At 54.9% G+C, this 26,886-nt stretch carries 18 protein-coding genes and 17 tRNA genes; 25 read left to right on the top strand and 10 right to left on the bottom strand.

Features of this window, described 5'->3' with window-relative positions:
- From PSR63_RS08105 to PSR63_RS08095, 3 genes are all read right to left on the bottom strand, one after another.
- Positions 1–1,797 (bottom strand): arylsulfatase, encoded by a 1,797-nt coding sequence (locus PSR63_RS08105; protein ID WP_274332251.1) that lies wholly within the window; start codon positions 1,795–1,797, stop codon positions 1–3.
- Positions 1,798–1,831: 34 nt separating this feature from the next.
- The gene (locus PSR63_RS08100) at positions 1,832–3,436 is read right to left on the bottom strand and encodes an arylsulfatase (RefSeq protein WP_274332250.1); all 1,605 of its coding nucleotides are present in this window, start codon (positions 3,434–3,436) and stop codon (positions 1,832–1,834) included.
- 146 nt (positions 3,437–3,582) lie between these two features.
- A complete protein-coding gene (locus PSR63_RS08095; RefSeq protein WP_274332248.1) occupies positions 3,583–4,407 on the bottom strand; it encodes an alpha/beta hydrolase family protein in 825 nt (274 codons plus the stop codon).
- A gap of 484 nt (positions 4,408–4,891) precedes the next feature.
- Between PSR63_RS08095 and PSR63_RS08090 the strand changes: the two genes are divergently transcribed.
- Together PSR63_RS08090 and PSR63_RS08085 are read left to right on the top strand one after the other, a co-directional pair.
- Positions 4,892–7,318 (top strand): DUF1592 domain-containing protein, encoded by a 2,427-nt coding sequence (locus tag PSR63_RS08090; protein ID WP_274332246.1) that lies wholly within the window; start codon positions 4,892–4,894, stop codon positions 7,316–7,318.
- Between the two features lie 32 nt (positions 7,319–7,350).
- On the top strand, positions 7,351–8,646 hold the full coding sequence (locus PSR63_RS08085) for a DUF1552 domain-containing protein (protein WP_274332244.1): 1,296 nt from the start codon (positions 7,351–7,353) through the stop codon (positions 8,644–8,646).
- 6 nt (positions 8,647–8,652) lie between these two features.
- Here the strand turns inward: PSR63_RS08085 and PSR63_RS08080 are convergent, their stop codons facing one another.
- The 7 genes from PSR63_RS08080 to PSR63_RS08050 all read right to left on the bottom strand — a co-directional run bounded on the left by PSR63_RS08080 (position 8,653) and on the right by PSR63_RS08050 (position 17,178).
- A complete protein-coding gene (locus PSR63_RS08080; RefSeq protein ID WP_274332242.1) occupies positions 8,653–9,171 on the bottom strand; it encodes a hypothetical protein in 519 nt (172 codons plus the stop codon).
- A 5-nt stretch (positions 9,172–9,176) separates the two neighbouring features.
- Positions 9,177–9,743, bottom strand: a complete 567-nt coding sequence (locus PSR63_RS08075; protein WP_274332241.1) for a response regulator — start codon at positions 9,741–9,743, stop codon at positions 9,177–9,179.
- A complete protein-coding gene (locus PSR63_RS08070) occupies positions 9,733–10,977 on the bottom strand; it encodes a sensor histidine kinase (RefSeq protein ID WP_274332239.1) in 1,245 nt (414 codons plus the stop codon). Before PSR63_RS08070 ends, PSR63_RS08075 begins: the two co-directional genes overlap by 11 nt.
- Positions 10,978–11,129: 152 nt before the next feature.
- Positions 11,130–14,330, bottom strand: coding sequence for a hybrid sensor histidine kinase/response regulator (locus tag PSR63_RS08065; RefSeq protein WP_274332238.1), 3,201 nt, complete (start codon positions 14,328–14,330; stop codon positions 11,130–11,132).
- A 351-nt stretch (positions 14,331–14,681) separates the two neighbouring features.
- Positions 14,682–15,110, bottom strand: a complete 429-nt coding sequence (locus PSR63_RS08060; protein ID WP_274332236.1) for a hypothetical protein — start codon at positions 15,108–15,110, stop codon at positions 14,682–14,684.
- A 43-nt stretch (positions 15,111–15,153) separates the two neighbouring features.
- Positions 15,154–16,041, bottom strand: coding sequence for a DUF1559 domain-containing protein (locus PSR63_RS08055; protein ID WP_274332234.1), 888 nt, complete (start codon positions 16,039–16,041; stop codon positions 15,154–15,156).
- Between the two features lie 66 nt (positions 16,042–16,107).
- Complete coding sequence (locus tag PSR63_RS08050) at positions 16,108–17,178, bottom strand: GntR family transcriptional regulator (RefSeq protein ID WP_274332232.1); 1,071 nt, start codon at positions 17,176–17,178, stop codon at positions 16,108–16,110.
- A gap of 267 nt (positions 17,179–17,445) precedes the next feature.
- Here PSR63_RS08050 and PSR63_RS08045 point away from each other — a divergent pair, with 267 nt between their 5' ends.
- The 23 genes from PSR63_RS08045 (at position 17,446) to PSR63_RS07935 (ending at position 26,640) form a co-directional block, all read left to right on the top strand.
- Positions 17,446–20,091, top strand: coding sequence for a sialidase family protein (locus PSR63_RS08045; protein ID WP_274332230.1), 2,646 nt, complete (start codon positions 17,446–17,448; stop codon positions 20,089–20,091).
- Complete coding sequence (locus PSR63_RS08040; RefSeq protein WP_274332228.1) at positions 20,088–21,071, top strand: dihydrodipicolinate synthase family protein; 984 nt, start codon at positions 20,088–20,090, stop codon at positions 21,069–21,071. The genes PSR63_RS08045 and PSR63_RS08040 overlap by 4 nt, the downstream gene beginning before the upstream one ends.
- 352 nt (positions 21,072–21,423) lie before the next feature.
- A tRNA-Glu gene (locus PSR63_RS08035) sits at positions 21,424–21,496 on the top strand.
- Between the two features lie 173 nt (positions 21,497–21,669).
- A tRNA-Lys gene (locus tag PSR63_RS08030) sits at positions 21,670–21,741 on the top strand.
- 35 nt (positions 21,742–21,776) lie between these two features.
- Positions 21,777–21,852, top strand: a tRNA-Ile gene (locus PSR63_RS08025).
- 12 nt (positions 21,853–21,864) lie between these two features.
- Positions 21,865–21,936: transfer RNA gene (locus tag PSR63_RS08020), tRNA-Lys, on the top strand.
- 34 nt (positions 21,937–21,970) lie between these two features.
- On the top strand, positions 21,971–22,243 hold the full coding sequence (locus PSR63_RS08015) for a hypothetical protein (protein WP_274332226.1): 273 nt from the start codon (positions 21,971–21,973) through the stop codon (positions 22,241–22,243).
- A 53-nt stretch (positions 22,244–22,296) separates the two neighbouring features.
- Positions 22,297–22,368, top strand: a tRNA-Thr gene (locus tag PSR63_RS08010).
- Positions 22,369–22,420: 52 nt separating this feature from the next.
- Positions 22,421–22,491: transfer RNA gene (locus tag PSR63_RS08005), tRNA-Gly, on the top strand.
- Positions 22,492–22,502: 11 nt separating this feature from the next.
- A tRNA-Pro gene (locus PSR63_RS08000) sits at positions 22,503–22,578 on the top strand.
- 10 nt (positions 22,579–22,588) lie between these two features.
- Positions 22,589–22,663: transfer RNA gene (locus tag PSR63_RS07995), tRNA-Asn, on the top strand.
- A 12-nt stretch (positions 22,664–22,675) separates the two neighbouring features.
- Positions 22,676–22,747, top strand: a tRNA-Gly gene (locus PSR63_RS07990).
- A gap of 68 nt (positions 22,748–22,815) precedes the next feature.
- Positions 22,816–22,890, top strand: a tRNA-Gln gene (locus PSR63_RS07985).
- Between the two features lie 14 nt (positions 22,891–22,904).
- Positions 22,905–22,976: transfer RNA gene (locus PSR63_RS07980), tRNA-Trp, on the top strand.
- 17 nt (positions 22,977–22,993) lie between these two features.
- Positions 22,994–23,066, top strand: a tRNA-Val gene (locus tag PSR63_RS07975).
- Positions 23,067–23,249: 183 nt separating this feature from the next.
- Positions 23,250–23,322 (top strand) — tRNA-Asp (locus PSR63_RS07970).
- An 11-nt stretch (positions 23,323–23,333) separates the two neighbouring features.
- A tRNA-Leu gene (locus PSR63_RS07965) sits at positions 23,334–23,408 on the top strand.
- Between the two features lie 431 nt (positions 23,409–23,839).
- Positions 23,840–24,352: a hypothetical protein gene (locus PSR63_RS07960; protein ID WP_274332225.1), complete on the top strand. Its 513-nt coding sequence runs from the start codon at positions 23,840–23,842 to the stop codon at positions 24,350–24,352.
- Positions 24,353–24,360: 8 nt separating this feature from the next.
- Positions 24,361–24,444: transfer RNA gene (locus tag PSR63_RS07955), tRNA-Leu, on the top strand.
- Positions 24,445–24,470: 26 nt separating this feature from the next.
- On the top strand, positions 24,471–25,115 hold the full coding sequence (locus PSR63_RS07950; protein WP_274332224.1) for an RNA ligase family protein: 645 nt from the start codon (positions 24,471–24,473) through the stop codon (positions 25,113–25,115).
- A gap of 257 nt (positions 25,116–25,372) precedes the next feature.
- A tRNA-Ala gene (locus PSR63_RS07945) sits at positions 25,373–25,443 on the top strand.
- Between the two features lie 58 nt (positions 25,444–25,501).
- A complete protein-coding gene (locus tag PSR63_RS07940) occupies positions 25,502–26,302 on the top strand; it encodes a hypothetical protein (RefSeq protein ID WP_274332223.1) in 801 nt (266 codons plus the stop codon).
- A gap of 265 nt (positions 26,303–26,567) precedes the next feature.
- Positions 26,568–26,640, top strand: a tRNA-His gene (locus PSR63_RS07935).
- Positions 26,641–26,886 lie beyond the last annotated feature (246 nt).

The raw sequence follows: 26,886 nt of genomic DNA, 5'->3' as shown, positions 1-26,886 counted from the left end.
TTAGTCTCCCACGTAGCGAACTACGACGTAGTACGCACCCAGTTCACTACCATCGTCCATGACAAACAGGGGTGACAACTGACGTGACCCGGCCTTGAGTTTCGTCGTGAAGGTAACTTCATGCGCATCCGAAGAGACGGGCTTGGACTCCAGGTCTTTCCCGTCGATGCGGAGGGTGGCGGATGCAATCGGCAAGGCGACGCCGGGGCGAGCACGCATTGCTTTGCTGGCACCTGGCACGTCCGCTCCCGGTGGCAGATTGGTCAGGATCGATTGATCCGCTTCGACCGGCCAACGGCGAAGGCTGACTTCATAGGTGCCGTCGCGAATGACTTTGACGGCCCAGTGACCTTCGTGTTTGACGTTCTGTTTCTTCGCGTTGTAGCCATCACCACTTCGGATATGGCCCTGGTTCCATGGCGGATAGGACGACTGAATCCAATCGTGTGCGGTCAGCGATGCTTCTGGAGCATCGGGATGGCCGATGTAGATCTCTGTGGGCACAGCGAAGGTTGGCTCAAGTTCAGCCCACCAGCCATCGTAGAAAGCGGTCATCTTAGCGACCACATCAGGATGGTCCTTGGCGATATTATTCTTCTGGCCTGGATCCTTCTGGATGTCGTACAGCTCTTTGCCGTTGATCAGTCGCCACTGCTGCGACATAACGGCTGTTTGCTTCCACTTTCGTGGGTCACGGACGCGTTGCGAGTCGGTCACCAGGTAGCGGTCTGCCCAGTCGACATCGACCGCAGGGTCGAGCAGAGCACGAATCGACTTTCCGTCGAACGTATAGTTCGCAGGAGCCGAGCCTCCGGTCATTTCCAGAAGCGTCGGAGCAACGTCGACGGCATGGGTGAGCCGATCGTTCACGTGCTTCTTATTCATGCCAGCCGCTGGCCAATAGCACATAAATGGGACGCGATGGCCACCATCGTATTCGCTACCCTTTTTGCCACGCATGCCGGCGTTGAAAACCGATCCACCGGTCGCCGTGCCGTTGTCGGTCGTGAAAATGAAGATGGTGTTGTCCGCAACGCCTAGCTCATCGAGCAGCTTGCGGGTTTTGCCAACGTTGTCGTCAACGTTGGTGATCATTCCAAAGAACGCCGCAATATTGGCATTTTGATCGGCGTACATGTCCATGTAGTTCTGTGGACAGTGCAGGGGACCATGCGGGGCGTTGGTGGAAATGTAGGCAAAGAAGGGTTCGTTCTTCTTAACGCTATCGCGAATGAACTGATTCGCTTGACGGAAGAAGACGTCGGTGCAAAAACCCTTGGCCGGTGCAATCTTGCCGTTGTGGAAGTATTGGCCATCGAAGTAAGCGTTGTCCCACAGGTCAGGCGTTTGGCCGACGCCTCCTCCACCGTGACGATAAACTTCGTCGTAGCCGCGGTCTTCAGGGCGATAAGGATAGTTGTCTCCCAGATGCCACTTGCCGAACATTCCCGTGACGTAGCCGTTGTCTTTCAATAGCTGGCCAAGCGTTGCCTCTTCCGCACGAAGCATCGAACGTCCCATGATCGTGTGCCAGGCACCGGCACGATCGGTCCAGTGACCCGATTGAAGCGCCGCACGGGTAGGAGAACACGTGGGGGCAACGTGGTAGTTCGAAAGCTGGGATGACTCCGAGGCCAGTTTGTCGATGTTGGGTGTCTTGATGACCGGATTGCCATAGCAGGCCAAGTCGCCGTAGCCTTGGTCGTCGGTGATCACCAGGACGACATTCGGCTTGGCTGCCAACAGGCTAGTACAACTCAATGCCGTGATGATCGCGGCGAGGAATAGCTGTTTCATAATGGTAGACCCTCAGGGTGAATTCGATGTGAGATTATTTCTTGCGTCGCTGTTTCTGAAGCTCATTCCAGTCCCAAACTCCGCAGCGCTCAGCCCAGGCTTCCCAGGCTTGGGCAAGCTCCTTGGTTTTCTCAGGATGGGCCTGGTTGAGGTTTGTCGTTTCCGTACGATCGTCTTTCAAATTGTATAGGGACCAGGGACCGTTTTTGATTCGAACGGCTTTCCAGTCGCCTCGGCGAATGGCCTGGTTGCCTTCATGCTCCCAGAACAGGTCACGAGCAGGGACTGTCTTGGTCGCGGCAAACTGATCGGCAAAGCTTTGACCTTCGAGTGGGATCGTTGTCTTACCGTTTTGTTTGTCTGGATAGGTCGCGCCGGCAACATCTAAAAGCGTTGGCATGACATCAATCACGTGACTTGGTGCATCCACCAAGCGTCCGTTGTGTTTGACGCCCTGGGGCCAATGAATAATCAGTGGCGAAGAGATGCCTCCTTCGCGGGTATCCATCTTGAACTTGCGAAATGGAGTGTCGTTGGCATTCGCCCATTCCAGGCCGACGCTGGCATACGAAAGTCCCGTGCCGATCGGAGCGTCTTTTTTGCCGCGACTGAATCCGCCCGGGCCACCTTCGGCCGAACAGCCATTGTCAGAGAGAAAGATAAAGAGCGTGTTCTCGTACTGGCCTAACTCTTTGAGTTGTGCGACTAGTTTGCCAACGTTTTCATCAATACAGGTAATTTGAGCGGCATAGATCTCCATGCGGTGTGCGAGGTCTTCCTGGGCAGGTTGTGGCATCTTCTCCCAAGCTTTGGCGTCTTTGTCACGATCGCTCAACTTGGTACCGCTAGGGAAGAGTCCCATTTTTGTTTGTCGTGCGAAGCGTGCGTCGCGAGTCGCATCCCATCCGGTATCATACTTGCCTTCGTAGTGAGCGATGTCTTCCGGCTTCGCTTGCAAGGGCCAGTGAGGTGCGATGTGTGCCAAGTACAGAAAGAATGGCTTCTTGGTTTCGTTCACCGCTTCGTCGATGAACTCCATCGCATGATCGGTCAGGTCATCGGTGATGTAGAAGTCGTCTCGTAGCTCGATCCGTTCTTCGTTTTCGACAAAGAAGACCGTGTTGCGGATCTTGAGGGTGTCTTTGAAATAGACACCACCTCCCGACGGCGTTCCCCAGTAGCGATCAAAACCTCGCTTGGTGGGCCAATGTTCGGGTTGGGAACCGACATGCCATTTGCCGGTCATCAGGGTCGTATATCCAGCCCCGCGAAGTGCTTCGGCGATCGTGACGCATTGATCGTTCAGATAGCCTTGGTAGGACGGCACCCCATAGTTGCCAACCATGTGGCCAATGCCGGCCTGGTGTTGGTAGAGGCCCGTCAGCAAGGCGGCCCGCGTCGGACAGCAGCGGGCCGTGTTATAGAACTGAGTGAAGCGAATGCCGCTATCGGCGAGTTGATCCAGGTTGGGCGTCTCGATTTCGCCACCATAGCAACCAAGATCCGAGAAGCCCATGTCGTCGGCCATCATCAAGATGATATTGGGCTTATCTTGAGCAGAGACGAGTGATGGAAAAACGGATGCCATGAAGACGAACATCGTCAGTGGCACGGCGCGCAGGGCGAACCGGTCAAGCATGATTGATTCCAGTGCTTTGGGAAGCCAGATTAGAAGGCAAGGGGAGTAATAGCGCGGTCTCCTATTGTCCTCGCTATCGAGGGCCGCGTCAAATTATCTCGTCGATCCGAAAACGTCGCCAAGTGCCAGTCACTGCAGGCTCCGCCTTAGGACTTGGTCGCATGCTTTTCGATGAAGTCGGCCACGCGTTTGGGATCGGGATGGGTAAAATGGTGTCCTTGCGACTTCTCAGTCCCTTCCTGGACCTCGATGATCTCCATTTCCCCGCCTAGTTTGCGATATCGCTCGGCCAGGATGAAGGTGTTCTCCGTTGGGGGAACCACCACGTCGTTCAGCGAAACAATATGCAGGATGGGAATCTTGGCTTCGGCAATCGGAGCCAGGATATCGATCGGATTCTTCTTGTAGGCCAGGGCTTCGGCTTCGGTAAAGTTGTATTCCTGCAACAAGCGTTGCCAGGTGCCGCTGCTACCGACTCCTTTTCCCTTGCCGCCTGGCCAGCTTTTGAAGTCGCAGACCGGAGTGTCGGCATAAATGCATGCCACGCGATCTGGATGTCGAGATGCCCAGCCGTAGACGAACAGGCCACCGCGGCTGACTCCTTCCAAAGCAACACGCTTCGACAGCCCTTTTTCCGTCAGGAAGTCATAGAAGTTGTCCCAGTGCTTCATCGCCGTGGGGCTGCCAAGCATGTCATTCGTATTGATGTAAGCGATGTGGAAACCTCGCTCCAGAAGCAGCAAGTCTGCCTCGGCGTGAAACCCTGGGAAGCGAGCTCGCCAGACCCAGGGATTGCCTTCCGCCGCTTGCTTGGGAACGACAACGTAGGCAGGCCGATCGTCGACTTTGAAGTCGTATTTCGCATTCCCATTCCACTGGGACTCCTGGCCGGGCCAATCGGCGGCCGAAAGAGAACCAAGGAAGGTCATCGTGAATAGAACGGTCGTGGTCAGCAAATGAATAGGATGCACGGTCGAGGTTGTCCTGGTGTTTAAGTTGCGAGCGTTGAATGGCCGGATCGGATCTTGCTATTCGCGGCCGGATGGCAGGGATAACAGTTTGAGATGTGTCCTGTCAGGCAATCAAACTGAGGTGGGTTCGTTGTGCTGCTTTGGGAGCATGCTCCAGTTTGACCACGAGTCCAGCAGGCCGCAAGTTCGTACGATTGATTGTAGTGTGCGCATTATCGCCTTGCTGGTTATGGACATACGTCCTTCTGTGGGCCTTCCCCCGGCCTATGATAGTCTACCTGGCCGAGTAGCCACCCGTTTGGGCTAAATGTGACGAGAAATAGCACGCTAGCCACCGCAAAGCTTCTCGCTTTTCTTGAACATATTGGCTAGAATTCACGGGAGATGCCGAAGGAATAGAGAGGCCTCCCATCGGCATCGACACCCTCCCAAAACTTGCCGTGATCCCACATTACGGCTCCTTCCTACCTGCCTAGCGACTGCCATGAAACTTTCCCTCCGTGCTTCGACATGCGCGTATCACACGACTATTGCTTGTGTGACGGGGCTGATTCTATCGCTGATTTCGACGGTTGCCACGCAAGCGGCCGAGCCCAAGTCGCCCAATGCGGTCCGCAGTTTCCTGGAGAACAACTGTTACGATTGCCATCAAGGCGATTCCGCTGATGCAGGGCTCGATCTTGAGAAGCTGTCTTTCGATCTGGGAGACGGTAGCAATCTGAAACGCTGGGTACGTATCTACGATCGAGTTCAACTAGGCGAGATGCCGCCGGCCGATTACGGCGAAGCGGACGCAGAAGCACGTCAGGCATTTCTAGCGACGACCAATCACGGATTGACCAACTTTCAAAAGAATATCCATACCAAGTACGGTCGCGTTCGTGGCCGTCGTTTGACCCGAAAGCAGATCGAGCGGTCGATTCAAGATCTGCTGGCCATCGACGTTCCGCTGCTGGACTATCTGCCGGAAGAACAAAAGACAGACGGATTCACCACCGTGGCTTCCGGGCAGGGGATGTCCCACTTTCAATTGGCTGCTCATCTCGAAACTATCGATGTCGCGCTCGACGAAGCATTCCGTCGTGCGTTGAGTCCTGAAGATGAATACGAGCGGGACTTCGATGCCGAGGGTGTCGCACGAACGAATCCCAAGCGACGCTGCCGCGAACCAGAGATGCGAAAAGGCAAGGCCGTCATTTGGAGTTCCGGCATGATCTATTACGGTCGTCTGCCGGCCACGACTGCCAAGACCGATGGGTGGTTTGAATTTGAAGTGACCGTCTCTGGGCTCAAGTTGCCGAAGACCGGAGGCGTATGGTCAACCGTTCGAAGTGGCCCCTGTGTTTCGAGTGCTCCGCTGCTTGCCAACGTGACAACGTTTGAGGCCATGGAAGAGCCGAAAGTGGTTAAGTTCACAACCTGGCTGCCCAAGGGGCACATGCTCGAAATTCGACCAGGAGATACGACCTTGAAGAAGGGACGTTTTGCCGGCGGTCAGGTAGGTGTTGGCGAGGGCGAACCGCAAGACTTGCCTGGTATCGCGTTCGACCGCGTGACCATGAAACAGATTCACCTCAATGGTAATGACGACCAGGTCCGCGAGTACTTGTTCGGTGATTTGAAGGTTGAGCCTCAAAAAGACAAACGCAAGCCCTGGCAAGTCACTAGCAAGAATCCCAAGGCGGACGCAGAACGTCTGCTGACGCGATTTGCCAGTCGTGCCTTCCGGCGTCCGGTTACCTCCGACGAGATGAAGCCCTACCTCGAAGAGGTCAATGCAGCCATTGATGACAAGGCCGCGTTCGTCGATGCGATTCGCTTAGGTTACCGGGCACTTTTGTGTTCGCCTCGGTTTATCTACTTTGCTGAAGAACCGGGTTCGCTGGATGACTACGAAGTCGCGACTCGCCTCAGCTACCTCCTTACCGGTAGCACGCCCGATGAACAGCTGATGCAGTTGGCATCCGCGGGTAAGATGCGTGACACGGAAACGCTGAAGCAGCAAACCCGACGACTGTTAGCAGGTAGCAGTGGAGAGAAGTTCCTCCACGACTTGGCCGCCGAATGGCTCGACCTGGACCAGATCGACTTCACGCAGCCCGATTCCAAGCTGTACCGAGACTTCGATCCGATCGTCGAGCAGGCCATGCTCACCGAAACGGAGACCTACCTCAGCGAGATGCTGCAGAAGAACCTCAGTGTCTCTCATTTGATTGATTCCGACTTCACCTACCTCAATAGCCGGTTGGCCCGCTACTACGGTATCGACGGGATCGCAGGCGATGAGTTGCAACGTATTACATTGAAACCACAAAGTCGACGTGGCGGTCTGATCACCCAGGGGGCGATCATGAAAGTGACCGCCAATGGATCGAACACCTCGCCGGTGGTTCGCGGTGTCTGGGTCTCCGAGCGTTTGCTGGGTGTCGATGTACCACTGCCTCCGAGCAACGTGCCGGCCGTCGAGCCGGATATTCGCGGTGCCAAAACGATTCGAGAACAGTTGGCCAAGCACCGCAGCCAAGGTGAGTGCGCCAGTTGCCACACGAAAATCGATCCAGCTGGGTTTGCCCTGGAGAATTATGATCCGACCGGCAAGTGGCGAGACTTCTATCCGCAAGTTCAGGGGCGTAGTGTTAAGAACGGCCCGAAGATCGATGCGAGTTACGAACTACCCAGTGGGCAGGAATTCAAGAATATCGAAGGCTTCCAGAAGATAGTTACCAGTCATCCCCATCGACTGGCCGCGAACGTGGCAGAACATCTTTTGGTGTATGGGACCGGAGCGGCGATCGAGTTCGCCGATCGACCATACGTCGAAATGATCGCCAACAAATCCGCCGCAGACAGCTATGGATTCCGGTCGATTATCGAGCACGTTGTCACTAGCGACCTGTTCCTGAGCAAATAACCATCGTCACCAGAAACGGAAAGAGACAAGTCATGTCGCGCCAAGTTCATTTCAACTTCGGCAAGAAGCTGAGCCGCCGAACCGTTTTGCGTAGCACCGCCGGTGTCGGGATGGCGATTCCATGGCTGAGCGCCATGCAGAAAGCTTTTGCCGGAAGTGAAGAGCAGAAGCCACCTAAGCGGTTTGTCGCGATGACGCTAGGACTGGGTTTGCATGCCGAGAACTTGAATCCAGAAAAAGGGGGCCGGGACTACAAACCATCGCGATACCTGGAGAAGCTGCAGGACATTCGCGACAAATACACCGTCGTGTCCGGTACATCGCATCCAGACGTGTCTGGTGGTCACCGCGCTGAAGCGAGCCTCCTGTCGGCCACTCCGATGGGCAGGGGCGCCCAGGCACGCACGACGATCTCCATCGATCAGCTGTTGGCCAAGCACATGGGACACCATACTCGGTTTCCTTCGCTGGTCCTCAGTTCGTCCGGCAACAATAGCCCTTCGTATACCGAAAACGGATCGATGATTCCGGCGGAAAGTTCTCCGGCTCGGTTGTTCATGCAACTGTTCGTCAATGATTCGCCTGAAGAGCAGGCCAAGCAATTGCATCGGGCTCGCCAAGGCAAGAGCATCATGGACCTCGTTGCCGAAGATGCCAAGTCGCTTTCGCGAGAGCTTGGGGCTGGCGACCGAGATCGACTGGCCTCCTACTTCAACAGTGTTCGTGAATTGGAAAAGCGGATGGTTGAGGCCGAGCAGTGGGCACACTTGCCCAAGCCCAAGGTCGATGCGCAGAAGCCGCTTGATATCCGAAACCCGAACGATTTCATCGGCCGTCAGCGTCTGATGAATGATATGATCCGCCTGGCTCTGTCGACCGATTCGACACGTTTCGTTTCGTATCACCTGGGCGGTAGTGGCGGTGTCGTTCCGCTGGAAGGGGTCGACGAGGGGTATCACTCGTTGAGTCACCATGGTCGCGATGAAGAAAAGCTCGAGCAGTTGGCGCTCATCGAAACGGCGATCATTCATGCCTGGGCCGACTTCCTGCGAGGTCTTGATGGCATTCAAGAAGAAGAAGGTAGCTTGCTCGAGAATACTTCTGTCTTGCTGACAAGTAACCTGGGGAACGCGTCCAGCCACGACAATCGCAACATGCCAGTCCTATTTGCTGGTGGTGGCTTCAAGCATGGTCAGCACTTGGCGTTCGATCAGAAGAATAACTACCCGCTGCCGAATCTTTTCCTTTCGGTGCTGCAGCAATCGGGTCTGGAAGTGGATGAGTTTGCTACGAGCACCGGGACGATGCGTGGGCTTGAGGCCGCCTAGTGCGTATCAGGTAGCGTGCGGTTTCGAGACAACCAGCTCCCAGGGGTCTTTCTCGCCGCACTTGGTCATCATCGAGGGAAAGCCCTTGTCGAATGCTTCACGCCACTGGTCAGTGATTTGTCCGGCAACCGTAGATAGCTTCGGGCTGCACGGTTTCGAGCCAGCTTCGATCAAGAAGAAGATGACGGGTGGGCTGGTCATCCACTGGTCAAAGTGATCGGCGACTCGTTGGGTTAGGCCTTCATCCGCTTCAGGAAAGGGCTTGTCGGCGACGAAGACAATTTCATGCGGCTTCATCATCTTACCCCACAACCGGTCGCATCCACGTTGTAGGACGCCAGAAAGCCGGTGGCGAAGAAAGCTGGCTTGCTCGTCGAAGGATTCTCCTACGTAGGGGGCCAGATCACCTTCTTGAGAGCAGAGCAGTGGGGTGGTAACGCCTTCTTGGTCGATGCCTGCGACGTACCAACGGAAGGTGGCCGTTTCGATGAGCACCGTCAAAAGCACGGGTTGTTTGTTGGGCAAGGGTGTTAATCTCCGGCGGCAGGCTTACACGTATCGTTGGTCAAATCCTCCAATAGGTTCCCAGACTGATGGAATTGCTGCAGTAAGTCAGGGTCGATCTGCTGGCCTTCGTTGCCTAAGCGAAGCTGCTGAGCGATTTGTTGGCCCATGCCAACATAACGCTGCAGCTCGTTCATTAACTTCTGATGGGCCGATTCTTTTTCATAGACGTCAGCCGCTTCGGTCAGTAGGTCAATCAGATCGTCAGGGTCCCAGGGCTTGGTGACATAACGATACAGACCACCAGTGTTGATGGCTTCGATGACCGACTTAATGTCGGCATACCCAGTGAACAAGATGCGCGTCGTGTTGGGATAGCGACGGCAGCAATGCCGTGCCAATTCGGCACCGGTCATTTCTGGCATGCGTTGATCGGTCATCAGTACGGCAATGGGATGCTCGGCCATGATCTGCAGAGCTTCCTCTCCAGACTGGGCAGTATGCACAGTAAACTGACGCCGCAACAAACCAATTAAGGAGTGCAAAATGTCCGGCTCATCGTCTACCAACAGAATTGCTGGTTTAGCTTTCATGACTACCTCCCGGTGCTTGATTATCGAGCGGTCGTACGGGCAATTGTACACTAAAAGTACTGCCGCGGCCCAATTGGCTGCGGACTTGAATCGATCCGCCATGGTCCCGAACAATACCATAGCTGACTGCCAGCCCTAGCCCTTGGCCGCTACCAACGGCCCGGGTTGTGAAAAAGGGCTCAAAAATATGGGCTAAATCGTTCCCAGACATGCCACAGCCTTGGTCTTGGACGTCAATTTGGACACCTTCGTCACAACGTGAGGAACGGAGGGTGACTTTGCCGCCTACGTCGCTGGCCTGGATGGCGTTTAAAAGCAAGTGATGAAGTACTTGTTGGATCTTCACCGGTTCGCAAAGAATCGAAGGTACATCGCCAGGGTCGACAATTAGTTCGATTTCTCGAGCTTCGATCTCGTGGTGGAGAACTTGGGAGACAGCAAACAACGCCCCGTTGACATCCAAGTGGTCGAGTTCTGCCTCGTCCAAGCGGGCAAACGACCGTAGATTCTGGACGATATCCCGGACTCTCTGTAAACCGGTCAAAGAGCGATCGAACAACTCCGCCGACTCGTCCCGAATCCATTGGTAGTCGCATTCTTCCTCGAGTTCAGCGGCCTTGTTGGCAAGTTCCGGATTGATCTTGGCAATCTCTTCCTGGATCGAACGATACATGTCCAAAAGCTCGAAGGCCGAGGAGACATCTCGTTTAAGCACCGCCAGATTATTGGCTACCAGGGCAATCGGGTTGTTGATCTCGTGGGCCATGCCAGCGGCCATCTGACCGAGGCTGGCCAGCTTTTCACTTTGTACCAGGGCAGCTTGTGTTTCTCGCAGCTGACGATTTTGCTCGGCAAGCTCTTGTTCCAATCGTACGATACGCTCGCCCTCGCGAAGCCGTACGCGAAGTTCGTTGTGATCGACCGGTTTGACGAGGAAGTCGTCAGCGCCAGCTTCCATGCCGACGACAAGGTCTTCCTTCTCGCTCTTGGCGGTCAGCAGAATGATGTAAACATAGAAGGGCAAATTGGCCGAACGGATCCGGCGAATCAGGTCCAAGCCGTCCACTTCCGGCATGACCCAATCGGTCAGTACCATACGAAAGGGTTCAGCCTCAAACGCCTCCCACGCCTCGGCACCGTTTTCGACTTCAGTGACTTCGTACTTCCAGCCTTCAAGCGCCCGGACAAGGATCCGTCGCATCATCATTCCATCTTCGGCTACGAGTACTCTCATACAATTCTCGGCTCAGCTGACCGAAGTCCGTCTTCTTCGGCTCAATAACAAAAGTTGTGTTCTTCTCGTGGTGTAATAACAAGGGCCCATTTTCTATCGCTCGCATAAGAGCCTGGATCAAGGGTTCCTGAACTGGTTTTGTAAAAACTAAATCATGAGGAGTGTTTGCTCCGATGTGCTTTCGTGTCTGCGAGCGCGGATAGCAACTCGCTGATGTTTTGCTTTAGGTCATCCCACGCGTCGGCAAAGTCGCCGAGCTCATTATCGCGTCCCATGAATTCAATCCGGCGCGCGGCTGCAGTGGCCTCGTCCGCCGCGAACAACGCGACCGATCCTTTGAGCGTATGCGCGGAACGAATGAATTTCTCATTGTCACCAGCGGCGAATGCCGTTTGGATATCGTTCAGTTGCTTGGGGCATTCGGTGGTGAAAAGATCGATCATTTCGTCAAGGATCTCTTCGCTTCCTCCCACGTTTTCCAGTGCCCGTTCAAGATGAAATGGAAGGTGGTTTTCTTCGGCATTGTCCTCTGGGTCGGCCTCCTCGGCTTGAGAGGCAACGAAGATCGGTTTGACGCGTTCGACCGCGGCGAAAAGTTCATCCGGGCGAAATGGCTTGGAAACATAATCGTTCATGCCACCCGCGAGGCAGCGTTCACGATCTCCTTTCATGGCATGGGCCGTGAGTGCGATGATCGGAATCTTGTGGGACGTTCCTTCTTCCAGGCGGCGTATCTCTTCGGTGGCGGCAAACCCATCGAGAACGGGCATCTGGACGTCCATGAGAATTAGGTCAAAGGTGCCACTGCGATACGCGTCAACTGCCAATTGTCCATTCTCTACCGCGATGACATGATGTCCGCGATTCTCTAAAAGACTTTGGGCAACCTTTCGATTCACGACGCCATCTTCGGCGAGCAAAATATTGCGGGGAATGAAGCGTTGAGACTCTGGTAAAAACTTGCCGCCATGTACCGAATCGGATCGCGACGTTCCCATCACGGATGCAATCCCATTGAGCAGCATCGACTGAGTAATCGGCTTGGTGATGCACTTGGCCACGCCAAGAGTGCGGGCAAAGTCAGGATCGGTGGGGCGATCGGCCGACGATAGCATGACAATCGTCAAAGAGGACGAATCCGTGAACTGACGAATATGACGTACCAATTCGATGCCATCCATTTCGGGCATCATCACATCGACCAGGGCAAGTTGATACGGGGTGTCGGATTGGAAGGTGCGTTCAAGTTCTTTCAGGGCTTCTGGGCCGTTAGTGACGACGGTAGGCTTCATGCCCCAGTTGTTGAGCATCTCTTCGCAAATGATGCGATTGGTGGAATTGTCGTCCACGACTAGTACGCGGAGGTCATACAGGGTATCGATCGCGGCTGGCTTCGAGTCGGGCTGCTTTTCCGATTTCTTAAACTTAGCGGTGAAATGGAAGGTGCTTCCCATGCCGGGTTCGCTTTCGACCCAGATTTTGCCACCCATCATTTTCGTAAGTTGGGAACAGATGGCCAGTCCGAGGCCAGTGCCTCCGTATTGTCGTGTCGTTGATGCATCGGCTTGGGTGAACGCCTCGAATATCTGAGCTTGTTTTTCCTCCGAGATGCCGATGCCCGTGTCACGTATCGAGAAATGCAGTGTGATGATGTCGCCCGAGAAGGACTCGTTCTCGACCTTCAAAATGACTTCACCATGTTCGGTAAACTTGATCGCGTTTCCGACCAGGTTCACCACGATTTGCCGCAAGCGACCGGCATCCCCAGCCAAGTCGTCCGGCACTTCTGGCAAGATACGAGCGGCCAGTTCCACTCCCTTCTTCGAGGCTCTGCCGGCCAGCGTATGCATGGTCGAGCCAAGTGTATCTCGCAAGCGGAAGGGCAAGTCTTCGAGTTCCATCTTGCCGGCTTCGATTTTCGAGAAGTCGAGAATGTCGTTGAGCAAAACCAACAAGGCATCGGCCGAACTCTGGACAAGCTTTTGATACTCTCGCTGCTCGCTCGTCAGGTCCGTGTTGAGCAGCAGTTCGGTCATGCCGATGATGCCGTTCATGGGCGTACGGATTTCGTGGCTCATGTTGGCAAGGAAGTCGCTCTTCGAGCGATTGGCCGACTCGGCTTGTTCCTTGGCGGAAACGAGCTGCCGATTCATTTCGGTCAACTGATCGGTCATCAAATTGAATTGCCGTGCCAGTTGGGTTGCCTCGTCGCTGCCACGGACCGGGACCTTGGCTTCCCAGTCGCCTTCGCCGATGGCAACCGTTGCGTCGGTTATTTCGCGAATGCGTCGCGACAGAGACCAGGAGAACCCGCCTGCAACGGCTAAGGTAAGTAGTGTCGCAAACAAAGCCAGCGACCAGATGTTTTGCCGCATCGCATGGATGGGAGCAAAGACCAGGGCTGCTTCCTGTTGTACCATCACGATCCAATTCAGGTCTTGGCGTTTATCTCCTTCGTCGGCTGATGTCGCATATGCGGCGAGCACTTCGCCGTTACCGTCAGGACGCCGTCTCGTTGCGATCACTCCCTTTTGTTTGAAGTCTTGCTCGAGGTTCTCGAAGTACTTGCTGCCATCGGAAAGTGGTTCGGACTGACCGGCTGGTCCGCGAACGATGCGATAGTCTTGGGTAAACAGAAAGAACTCGGTATAGGCATTGGTGTCTGCTCGCGACTGCCCATCAATGATGCTGAAGACCTCTTGGATATTAAGAACAGCCTTCATCACGCCAGCCAGTTTGCCGTCCGGCGACTCAACGGCGATGCAGATATCGACCGAGTAGACATGAGCGCTATCGTCGAACGCGACATCGCCGACGTAAAGATTGTTTTGAACGGCTTCCTGCCACCACAGTTCATCATCTTGGCGGAAGTCGGATGTCCGGCTTGTCAGTGCGGCGATCGCTCCGTAGCGATTGGTAATGAAGATCTCGCCGTAAACCGCGTAGCCGGTCGCCTCTTGCAGCTTATCGCTTCGCAGTCGAAGCTCTTGGGACAGGTCATTATCGATAAGTCCGGCAAGCAACTCTTGCTGTTGAGTGATGTCGCCGGTTTGCCAGATTTGATCCAAGCTTTCAACTTCTGCCGCGGGATCGGCCAGTTCGGCGAACGTAGCGTTCGACTCGGCCAGCGTTTCGCGAACCTGTTTGCTGCGCGCGAGTGCTTGGAGGTTGGCAATGTGGGATCGCAGAGCTCGATCGATTTCGTCCATCACGGCCGCCGCACGAGCCGCCGATCGGGCCTCGATGACTTCCTTGAGGCTGCGTTCGCTGACTGCGACCGCATAATACCCAACGACCCAAATTAACAGGGCAGGCAGAACCGTCGCCAACAGCAACTTATGGACGATACGCATGCAGGTGTCAGAAAAGTCATTGGGAGAGAATAGTCACACGATTTCGCAAGGTGGAAATCGTGATACGCTACATCCAAGAGCCTTTATTAATTTAAGGCAGAAAAGATGAGCCTGGCAACGACCGAGTGGCCTCAAGCGAGAGATAATCGCAAGTCATGGGAAACTTCGGCGACTGCCAGTTGACATCGCCTTCGAGAGTGATAGGGCAACGAGCTTGAAAAAGCCGGAGAAGTCTTCCCTTTCCTCGGGCTTTACTTGATCTTTGAAGTCCTCAAGGGCAATCAGGGATCAATGCGACCTGAATCGGCGCCAGAGCAAGAATTTGAATCCATCTAAGTCAGACCGTGAGGGCTACTTTCGCTTCGAAGCCGATACCGGGACGTCCAGGTCTTCGACATGATTGGCTTGAGGAAACTCGAGCTTTACTTCGTAGTCACGAAAGATAACTTGCCCGTCGGGAAATAGGCCATCTTCATCATCCGCTGGCTGAATTCCGTCGTAGCCCTCGATTCTCACAATGTAGGGGCCACCAACGATACCAAAGCGAGAATCTTCAGTATCGTACTTGCCGTCTTCGATCGTTGCTGTTCCCTGGGGGCCTTGGTTTCCCAAGGAAGCATCCGGCGTGAAGTAGATTCGTCCGGCAGGAAGTGGCTTGCCATCAAACTGGACCTGTCCGCTCACGTGAAAGGCCGTTGCACTTTCATTGCTGCTGTAACACCCAGCCAGCAAGGTAGTCACGACAGTAAGCAGGCCGAGGGAGACGATTCTTGGGCGCATTGCGATGACTTTCTCAATCCAAATAGTTCTCAGAGGCTTCCAATTACTCGCTGATTGTCTCGCCGCCGGATTTACTTGCAGCAGATTGATAGACTTCGAAGTCGATCGTTTCGGCGACAAAGCGTACGGAAGCATCTGACATCGTGAACATCGCGCCGCCTGGGTGTTCGCTGCTAAAGCTGATGTTATTGAAGTTGCCACCAGATTCGTTCTGGAGGCCGATGCCGTAGCGAATGTTTTTCGCCGCCGCCATGCCGTTCCCATGAACACCGCGAACCCAACTGGCGTAGCTTCCGTTGGCGCCGCCGATTTCACTAAGAGCGTAGGTGTTGGAAAGGCCATCGGTCGCATCCCGAAAGCGGACGCTCGCATCCAGCAGCATCATGCCCCCTTCGCAAAAGCCGCCATGGCCTGAGGGGTTGGGTTCGTGTGGATAGGAAGTACCGCTGACCGGGTTCGTTCCGTAAGGTCCCATCACACCATAGTAGTGAGTCGTGTAGGTTTTGCGTCCGTCCCCCAGGGTGCTGCTGCCGTGCGTGGTGAGCAGGCGCGGAGAGCTAGGGCACAGGAACATGTCGATTTCCAGCAAACCGTGGATGTTCTTGTTGGGGCCTTCTTTGTTGGTACCTGCGTTCCAGGCACCGGCATTGAAATTGAACTGATCATGCAGGGCACCCTGTTCGATGAACGAAAGTATGAAAGCGTGCCAGCCCAGGTTGTTGTCGTTAATCGCCCCAGGTGGCAGCGATCCGAAGGTGTCGTGATAGTTGTGTAGCCCCAATGCGAGTTGCTTCATGTTGTTGGAACATTGCATCCGGCGAGCCGCTTCGCGTGCTTGCTGAACGGCCGGCAACAAGAGTGCAATCAAAACTCCGATGATCGCGATCACCACAAGGAGTTCTACGAGTGTAAACCCGGTTCGCTTCTGCATAACGCAACCTCTTCAGATATTAAGCAGATGGGATGATGGAAAAAGGCTAATGTTCCGATCGCGTAATTACGCTGGGGGATGATTCAATTCAACGTCGAGACGACGAACGGCAATTTCGGGAGCATTTCCTTGGGCTTGCTCGACCAGGATTTCCGCTAGTTTCGCCCCGATGGATTCCGAGGAATCGGTTGTGCGTAATGTGGGCCAGGGAAGCTTGGCCTGGTTACGGCTGTAGACGTCAGAAACGACGATTGGCGTTTCTTGAATCTTCTTCTGCTTCGAGGTCTTGATGGTCTTCGAGGCCGATTCGGCGAGTGGTTGTGATCGACAAATGAGCCCATCGGCACCATGCTGGTGAATCAGGTCACGCGTGGCATGCTGGATAGCCTGATCATCGGTTGGCAAGAACCGAATCGCCAGGTCGCTCGGCGTCAGGCCGAGTTCCGCGGAAGTTTGCCAGATTGAGTCTAAGAACGGATGATCTCCCGGCAGCACCTGGCTACGCATCAGAACGCCAAGCTTCTTCGCGCCGTGTTCGACCAGCGATTTCGTAAGCAGCCGTCCTGCGGCAATGTGGTCGCGGTCGATCGAGGGGAGCGCGTGAATGGAAGGAAAACGCGAACCAAAGATGACCGTTGGGAGGCCACTAGCTTGAAACAACCGCTGCGACGTCAGGGACGAGCGAGCCAGCACGAAGCCTTCCGCTTGTTGCGAGCGGGCCGTCTTCGCGATCAGCTCAGAAACCCAGGCCGTATCATCGCTCCCGGGAAGGTGATTGAATTCGATCTCGGCGTGAGGAAGCACGCTTTGAATTCCCACGATCACGCCATCGGCCATCATGCCTTCGGTGGACAGATACGTGTTGTTCACCACCAGGTGAACTCGGTCGATCGTCCGCTGGGTTTCACCGTGGATGCCATCGGCGACAAACGTCCCTCTTTTTTGCCGTCGATTCAGAATGTTTCGTTGGACGAGCAACTGCATCGCGCGATTGGCAGACGTGGTGCTGACGCCGAGCATGCGTGCGGCTTCAGCCGTGCCCAGATAGGGATCGCCTGATTGAAGGCCGCGACCGGCGATGTCGGCCATGATTTGTTCGGCCAACTGAATTACGCGAGGTGTTTTTGAACTGTCCATGCTTCTTAGATTACCGCCAATTTAGGGGATTGCAATATTTATTTCCGAAAATGCACGGAATATTTCCGTGTAGATTGAAAATAATTATGTGGGACACTAGACTAGTCTAAGGTTGTGATAAGTCACCGACCTGAATTTGCTCATTCATTCCTGCCTGTTTGTTTCCTTTCCAAGGCCCTGCCGCCCATGCGTTCTCTTCATCCCATCCTGAGTTGTTGTGCACTGCTTTTCAGTGTTGCTGTTTATTCGTCACCTCTATGTGCAGAAGTGCTTCACGCAGTCGAGAGCGGCGTCGCGCAGCAAGTGCGATTCGACGGACCGGCATGGAGTACGGGTGAAGAAGGCCTACAAGGAAACGGTGTTGGCAACGTTGCCTGGGCTTCGCGAGGTATCGCTGGCCCCAATGCCAAGGTGCAGATTGAACTTGCCCTCAATGAATTAAACCATACGGCCGCGTCGATTTCTCTAGGACCTGGTAGTCAATTTGGATTTGACGGCTCTGACAACCGCTTGTTTGTCCAAGGTCCAGTGTTCGGTGGGACGACCAAGTTCCTGGATTCTGCCAAGGCTGGGATCCAACCAGGGAAGATGTTTCTCGTCGAACTGGTAACGGCTGATGGACGTTTGAGCGTCTCGATCGACGGCAAACAAGTCTACGAAGGCCCTGTGAAGGGCCCGCTTGGTTTGGTGGGCCTGCGCCCCTGGCGCTCGACGATGACGGTCCAGAAATTCACGATCGAAGGTGACCTCAGCGAGGGAGCCTGGTTGCCGAAAAAGCTTAGTGATGAGATTGCTATTCCGACGATTGATCTCGCCCATGAGGTTGCACGTCAGACGGTTGTTGCTCGAGGAACGAAGGATGTATACCAGGGGCATCCCACGACATTGCTGATGCCCAATGGCAAAACAATTTTCGCTGCCTGGACCTATAACCATGGCGGAAGATGTGGTCCTTTGAAGCGGAGCGATGACGGCGGCTTGACCTGGAGCGACCTGATCCCGGTTCCAGAAAACTGGAGTGATATCGAGAACTGTCCTTGTCTTCATCGCCTGGTTGATTCCAAAGGGACGGCACGCCTCTTTGTCTTTGCCGGTCGAGGCGACATGACGCAGTCGGTTTCCCTCGATCAAGGCAAGACCTGGTCTGCCATGGAGAAGAACGGGCTGAAGTGCATTGTCGCTCCCATCACGATCTTGCCGATCAAGAACGGCACCCAGCACTTGGCTATCTATCATCGCGGGGCAGGGGACCACGACCGCCCGCCTCTGCGGATCTGGCAAGCGACCTCCTCCGATGGCGGACTCACCTGGGAAAACCAGCGCATGGTGGCTGCCGTTGAAGGTGCCAATCCTTGTGAACCGTTCCTGCTGCGATCTCCCGATGGGCAGCAGATCATGTGCTTGATGCGGGAAAATGCCCGACGATTGAACTCGCTTGTGATGGTCTCTGATGATGAAGGAGAAACCTGGTCCGATCCGCAGGAAGTGAATGCCGCTTTGACCGGCGATCGTCATTGTGCCCGGTATACGGAAGATGGCCGCTTGGTGATTGGGTTTCGAGATGTCGTCAAAAAGAGCCCAACTTACGGTCACTTTGTTGTTTGGGTCGGAACCTACGCGGATATTCTCGCTGGCAAGCCGGGGCAGTACCGAGCCCGCCTGCTGGAGCACCACGGGCGTCCCCTCGATACGGGCTACCCGGGGATTGAACGACTGCCTGACGGAACGTTCGTCGCGACGACTTATGTCGGCTATCGGCCGGAAGAAAAGAACTCGGTCGTCTCAGTACGATTCACGGTTGCGGAACTTGATCAGCTCGCGAAACAGCGCCAGCCCATCACCATCTGGAAAAGCGGCGAAGATGGCTACGACACATATCGCATTCCGGCGCTGATCCAGGCACAGGATGGATCGCTGTTGGCTTTCTGCGAAGGTCGCCGCAACTCTCGAAGCGATACCGGTGCGATCGATTTGGTGATGAAACGCTCAACCGATCAGGGCAAAACTTGGGGTGATCAGGTCATCGTTTGGAAAGATAACGACAACACCTGCGGAAATCCTTGTCCGGTGGTGGATGAAACGACCGGGCGGATTCATTTGCTGCTCACGCACAACCTGGGCGAAGATCACGAGTCGGCCATCAAGCTGAAGAAGTCGAAGGGCACACGCACCGTCTGGGTGTGTCACTCCGATGACCACGGCAAAACATGGACCGATCCAGTGGACATTACCGACTCGACCAAGAACCCCGACTGGGGCTGGTATGCCACGGGTCCTGGTGTCGGTATTCAACTGAAGCATGGTCCGCACAAGGGCCGCTTGGTGATTCCATGCGACCACAGCTATTCAATTGATCCAGCAGTGGATAAGAAAGGCTACGGCTTCGGCTCGCACGTCATCTATAGCGACGACCATGGAAAGTCATGGCAGCTGGGTGGCACGATTCATCCCAATATGAACGAGTGTCAGGTCGTCGAAATCGGCGATCAGGGGCATATGGTCATTGATATGCGATCGTATCGCGGCCAGGGGTGCCGAGCCCAGTCGGTCAGCACCGACGGCGGGCTGACTTGGTCTGAAATAACCGATGCCCGCGAGCTGATTTCTCCTGTTTGTCAGGCCAGTATCGTTCGCTATCGCTGGTCAACGACCGACGAACCGGGCATACTGTTGTTCTCTAGTCCTCGAGATCCCTCCAAACGCCGTAACCTGACGGTGCTTGCCAGTTTCGACGATAACAAGACCTGGCCGTGGAAGCAGACCCTTTACCCCAGCCACACGGCCTATTCATGCATCGCTCCACTGGGTGATAGTCAGTTCGGCTGTCTGGCTGAAGTTGGCGAAAATAACCCCTACGAGACTATTTCCCTTTTCCTTTTGAACGTGCCAGAATCGGAAGCGAAGAATCCATGAACTCAGGCACCATGAAGGCGGAAACGCTCTGCGGGCAAACAACAGAGCCGCTGCCAAAATCGCAGGAGCCGAATTGCATGCAATTGGAAGGGCTGGTCGCGGCCACGTTCACGCCGCTTACTGCCGAGGGAAAACTTGATCTCAAGCCGATCGGGGCGATGGTTGATGCGCTCGTCGCATCGGGCGTGGCTGGCTTGTACGTCAACGGAAGCACCGGGGAAGGGGTATCGCTGACTGGCAACGAACGTCGGCAGACGGCGGAAGCTTTCGTGGAAGCAGTGTCCGGCCGCATCCCCGTCATCATTCAAGTGGGGCACAACAGCGTGCAAGAGTCGCGCGAGCTGGCCGAACATGCTCAAGCGATTGGTGCCGACGCAATCAGCGCCACGCCGCCAACCTACTTCAAGCCGGCCAGCATCACTCTGCTTCTTGATTCTCTGCGAGAGATCATGCAGGGGGCGCCTGAGTTGCCGTTCTATTACTATCACATCCCGCGAATTACTGGCGTCGACTTCGACCTCCATGCACTGCTGACGCAAGCGGCCAAGGAGTTGCCGGAACTCAACGGGGTGAAATACACGTCCCAGTCAATTCATGAGTTCCAGGCCTGCAAGGCTCACTTTGCCGATCAGTTCGATCTGCTGTACGGCTGCGATGAAATGCTGCTTTGCGGACTCGGTGCCGGAGCAAGAGGGGCCGTAGGGAGCACCTATAACTTTGCCCCGGGACTCTATCGCCGCATGATCGAGGCCTACCGGCAAGGCGAGAATGAAGCTGCACGTGACCTGCAACTGCTGTCCGTGGAAATGGTCCAGGCCTTCGTGCGATATCCCGCGCTGCCGGCGCAGAAAGCGATCATGGAAATGGTCGGCTTGCCGGTTGGTCCGCCACGTCTGCCTTGGCGTGATTTGACGGCGCAAGAGAAGAAAACATTGGAAAGCGATTTGAAGAAGATCGGATTCTTTGAGTGGCGTGAGTAAGCTCTCAGTCACCATCATTCAAGATCAATGCCCACTTCACGTATTGGAGTGGGCATTTTCTTTTTCAAGAAAGCCAAGTTTTCCGCGAACCATTTCCTAAGTGACTCGTCTAAACACTCAGACGTAAACAATCACCAATTATTCGCAAGAGTGAAAAACCTTCGATGTTGATAATCAACCACAACGATCGAAATCAAAATGAAGCTGGTATGCGATTGCCTGTGCAAACAGGCAGCGGTTATCCGGCTCATCCTCTGCGCTTATGACTTAGGGAACTTTCCCCCTGCGGCTTACTTAAGCCCGGTGTCATGAGCGACACCGGGCTTTTTTTATGCCCATAGCCAAACCATTTGGCCCGTTCGACTTCGGGTGAGGTCATCGGTCTTTCAATCCGATCAGGTCGGGTTCAACTCCCACACGGGTCACTAGGGGTGCGTGAAATGTACGCGCCGATTGAGGTAGTCGAGGACTGGTTGTCCATGCCTGACTGATACTCAGGCCGCGCTGAGTTCGATTCCCAGGGCTACCACTGTTGAAGAAAAGGAAACGCACCATGAACGATTCAACTCGCAGTAAACGCATATCACAAACTCGCATTGAGGTTGTGGTGTAACGGCAGCATCCCTGACTTTTAATCAGGTGGGCGTAGGTTCGAATCCTACCGGCCTCACTACCGATTTGCCGCTGCAAACCGATGTGGCAGTGCGGCGTGTAGCTCAGTGGTAAGAGCGACGTCCTTATAAGACGTGAGTCGTGGGTTCAAACCCCACCGCGCCGACCAAACCAACAATATGGGACCGAGGTGTTACGGTAGCATCCCTGGCTCTTAACCAGGCGGGTGAAGGTTCGAGTCCTTCCGATCCCACTTACCAGCAGCGTTACCCTAAGGAAACGAATCGATGACGCTCTATTACAAACAATGTCGTTTGGTCAAGAGAACGAGTCCGACCACGAGGATCGAGGTCACGTCGTGGATACCTGAGAAATATGCGCAGCTGCATGGCTACGTCAAACTCAAGCAACGCGATGGCTCGTTTGTCGATGGTTGGGAAGTGATGTCGATCTCGTCAGAGAGATTGCAAGAGAACCATCTTCCTGATTCGCACGCCATGATCAAAGGTCATAAGAAGGCGACAGGGGATGCCTTGCCCAAACGAGGGCAATTTAACTGACATTTCGTGGTCAGGTGCAGCAGAGGTATCTATCTGCGCCTGACCACAAACAAGCACTGGTCGTCCAGCGGCTAAGACACCGCATTCGTAACGCGGCTACGAGGGTTCGAGTCCCTCCCGGTGCTCTCTGTGTCTCAACAGACTCCGTGTTCTTTGACAATTGAAACGAGACGATCAGCGCCCATGATGTAGCGGCAGCCTACTGCCTTGCCATGGCGGAAGTGTGGGTTCGACTCCCACTGGGCGCTCTTCCATTTTTCAGGGTGTGGGAAAGCTTGGTTTAATCCGCATACTTCGGGAGTATGAGACCGCTGGTTCGAATCCAGCTACCCTGACTTTCAACTTTGTGGTGGGTCCTGTGCTGGTACGGGAAGGCGGCTGTTAACCGCATTGTCGCAGGTTCGATTCCTGCCTCCACAGCTTCAACATTTCGTGCTCTTGGCCGAGCGGCAAAGGTTCCAGGCCTCCAACCTGGCGAGGCGGGTTCGACTCCCGCAGAGCACTCTTCTCCAGAAAGAAAACAGAATTCGAGCGAACCTGTCTTGAAGTTCACGGTCTCTTTCTGGCAGCACTGCGGGGTAGACGCTGTTGGTAGTATCGCCTGGCTCTGAACCAGGAGGTCGTTGGTTCGATTCCAACCCTCGCAGCCTTTTTTAACTATACGTCTCTGGTGTAACGGGAGCACGGCTGGTTCCAACCCAGTCAGGTCAGGGTTCAAATCCTTGGGGGCGTGCTTAATTCCATAAACATAGTCCTGTGGCCCAGCGGCGAAGGCAGCTCTCTTACAAAGAGACGATCGGGGGTTCGAGTCCCTCCAGGACTACTTTATTGGGGCCTGGCGGCATCGTACCGCCAGTGTGCCCTCGCCAAGCTCAGAGCATAGCTCCTCGCGGCTCCGAAAAGCGACTTGCGTCGGCTTTTCGACGTGCCATCCGTGGCACCTGTCGGCCGGACTGAAGCTGGTGTTCGCTTTTAACAACCGTTCGCGAGTCATCGCGCATCAAAAGTTCTCGTGGAGCAGCGGAGTGCTCGCTTGCCTGTCACGCAAGAGATCGCCGGTTCGAATCCGGTCGGGAACGCTTTTAACAATGGCATGCTACGCCAATATGGTAGAGCGACCTGGCTCAAACCCAGGTGGATGGGGGTTCGAATCCCTCGCGTGCTACTTAAGGAATGAGGTGTCAGTCGTCGGATTTATTTTGACGATCCAGGATCTTTCCATATATCCCGACTAAGAGGTAGACGATTAGACCGACCAAAATCGTACCCAGGGTGTAAGCGATAAGGAATGCGACCCAAAGAGGCAGGGGGGTAAAGGCTAGTAGTAAGAAGCCGACAATGGGCGCTCCGAAAAGAAGCCCAACCAGCAGAGAGAAATCAGTTTGGTCCATAAGCAGAATTGGTTTGGAGTGTTGAGAACTTATTTGCACACGTAAATGGTGCGGCTTTCACACGAGAAAGTCAAACGAGAGATGATCAAGGGTTGTGCTCCTCGCAGCGGCCTGTAAAGCCGTGGTCACAAAAGAAGCGAGGTGGCGACGAGAGGTTCGATTCCTTCACGGCCCACTGTGTTGATTGCATTCAGAAAGACATCGTTTGCCCAAGCTAAAGTGTTCACGCGGTTATCGATTCATCAAAGAGTTGGGAGGAGCGATACGTCGTCAGTCGATTAGCTTTGCTGCCAATTGGCTGGTGGATTCCAACCGAATTCGCGGTCGCGTGCTCGACTATGGATGTGGGTTTGGTTTCGATGCCGATTGCCTGGGCTGGGACGCGTTCGATCCCTACTATCGGCCAACGCCACCGCAAGGCGGCTACGATACGATCGTCTGCAATCACGTTTTGAATATGCTGACCCGTTCGACGCGACACCAAGTGCTTGCCGCGATTGAGCAGCAACTCAATTCCCGCGGTACGGCCTGGTTGATCGTGCCGAGAAACATTCCACGTGCTGGAAAGGTGGGATTGAGAAAGCGAATTCAGAACTATGTGATCCTCGATCTGCCGTCGGTGCTGGCCAACGAGAATTTGGAGATCTACCAGTTCGACAAACAGACGATGGTTGTTGATCAAACGGATGAGATCGAACGCCGACTTTCAAGGCGATAGAACACCATGGCCAAGTGGCGGAATTAGTAGACGCGCGACGCTTAGAACGTCGTGCCTGCAGGGGCGTGGGAGTGCAAGTCTCCCCTTGGCTACTTACTCAGATAGCGATTGTCGGACCATGAGCAGGAAACTCCACTATCCGAAGATTCGCGACTCGCGAGACTTTCCGCTGGGCAAGTGCATTGCCTTCGAGAAAGTCGACGGGACGAATCTGCATTTCAACTGGCAACGAGGTGATGGCTGGACCTTCATGGGAACACGTCGTGATGAGTTTCGTCTCGACAAGTTGGGCGAAGCATCCTTTCGTGAAAGACATCAGCATCTTGCCGATGCTGGCCAGGTATTTCGCAAAGGACTATGCGAGCCCCTTACCGAGCTGCTGAGTAGTGATCGCTGCCATGGGTGGAATGAAGTTGCCATTTTTGCCGAGTACGTTGGTCCGCATTCATTCGCAGGCTTGCACAAAGCAGACGATCCCAAGCAACTGGTTTTGTTCGATGTCGAGGTGAATGGCGATCTGATAGATCCTTTCGAGTTTGTGGAAGTTTTCAGTGAACTTTCGATTGCTCGTGTGGTCTATCAAGGCAAGTTTACCGGCAACTTTGCCGAGGCCGTTCGCCAAGGCAAATACAACGTCACCGAAGGGGTCGTTTGTAAGACCGGATCGCGCGGCAACGTGCAGATGTGCAAGATCAAGACCAATGCCTACCAGGCTCTGCTGAAGAAGTCGTTCGGCGAGCGATGGCAGGACTATTGGGAGTAGCAAAACCATTGACGCGGGTGAGCCAGTGCTCATTCGGGCCTCATAAGCCTGGACGGTCGGGTGCGACTCCCGGACCCGCTACTTTAACTGGTCTGTAGGTGTTCTGGCGGCACACGTCCGTGGTAAGGACGCGGATCGGGTTCGATTCCCGAACGGACCTCTCAAATTCAATGGGCCTGCATGCCGATGGAGGCGACTGATCCTTGCAAGATCGGTGCGATCGGTTCGACTCCGATCAGGTCCACTCTTATTTCAAAGGGCTGATGGTCCAAAGGGACGACACTGCTCTGGCGGGGCAGGGATCTGGGTTCGATTCCCAGTCGGTCCACTGAGGTGAACGCACGGTGCGTTCGCCACTGTTTTATAGGGTTCAAGGAGACTCGATTATGGACGCTCATGTTATCGAGCGGCAATTCGAGCGAATGGGCGGACGCGTCAAGGTTGTTCCGGCCCGCGGTCGCAACGCACGAAGCGATGTCTCCATCGACGTTGGTCACGACGCCGAGGGAGAGTTCTTCGAGATCTCGCTAGGTGCTCAGGCAGAGCCTGACTTGCGCGTGATCGATGTTCGACCCGATATTCGCCATTTGCTGCTGTTGACCGAACAAGAAGACGGTAAGCACAAGTTCCTCTGCGGCCACGACGAGCGTCACTGGTTCGTCGCTGCTGTACCGGAGCGGGCAACTGTCTCCAACGTAATCACCGCTTTCGACGCGCTGAAGCCGCGCGACGTCCATATCCGTGAGCGTCAGCTGAAGGTCAAGCCGAAGAAGCGAAACCGCCGCAAGAACGATGCGTTCGTTCGTCAAGGCGAATGGTTCTTTGTGCCTGTCCAGCCGTGGCAGCGCATCGACCAGCGTTGGGTACTGCGGAACGAGCCAATCAATCGCGGTGGCGGAAAGCCTCACATCTGTGAAGAGCTGGTCCGCCAAGGCGGCGAGTTGGTGTACGTAAGTCCGCAACATCCTAACGGATTGACCGAGCGGCAATACGAGAAGCTGATCAGCAAGAAGCCAAAGCTGAAGAAGCTTGCTTGGATTACGCAGCGTCGTAACCCAGGCGTTTTCGTCCGCGGTAAGGTTCGCCATGCCGATCACAAGACGATCTGCCTGGATGGATGGCACCAGGTGATCATGAATACCGAAACCGAATCGGTAGCCATGCGTCACGTGGCGTTTATCGACTAAAACGCGTATGGGTGGCCGGGGCCTTGAGTGATTCTCAGGGGCCTGTCGCGGTATGGGCGTAGGCGAGACAAGATGCACGAGGCGACCGAAGCAGGCGAATCCTCGAGATTCGTCGATGCAGGTCAACGAAGTGCATCGCAGTCGCAGCCAGCCCGGGACGCAACAGGGAACTGAGAAGTGCTCTAACCCTGGGGATTAAATGCCGAGTCGAGTCCACGGAAGTGGAGGGGCTCCTCGGCATGCGGTCCCGGCCGCCCCATTTATGGTGACTGAAGTGTACCCGGTAGGCACGCCTGCCTGTGAAGCAGGAAGAAGGAGTTCGAATCTCCTCAGTCACCCCTTAGAGCCAATAGCCTGTGAGTGTGCCGGATTCGCATAGCAGCTTCCGAAGCTGTCGGACCAGGTTCGATTCCTGGACAGGCTACTCCCTTTGACCTCGGAGTGTGATGGATTTGCACGCGAGCATGCGACGCTCGTAGACCAGGTTCGATTCCTGGCGAGGGCACTTTCTACTGCGGTCGCGATCAACTGATCAAGTCTCCCAGCGTGTGCCACTGGCCTCTGGCCAGTGCGACTGAGGTACT

Origin of the sequence: Bremerella sp. P1, assembly GCF_028748185.1 — a bacterium.
Lineage (GTDB): Bacteria > Planctomycetota > Planctomycetia > Pirellulales > Pirellulaceae > Bremerella.
The sequence above is the reverse complement of the archived record's forward strand: the minus strand, read 5'-3'. Positions and strand labels throughout refer to the sequence as shown.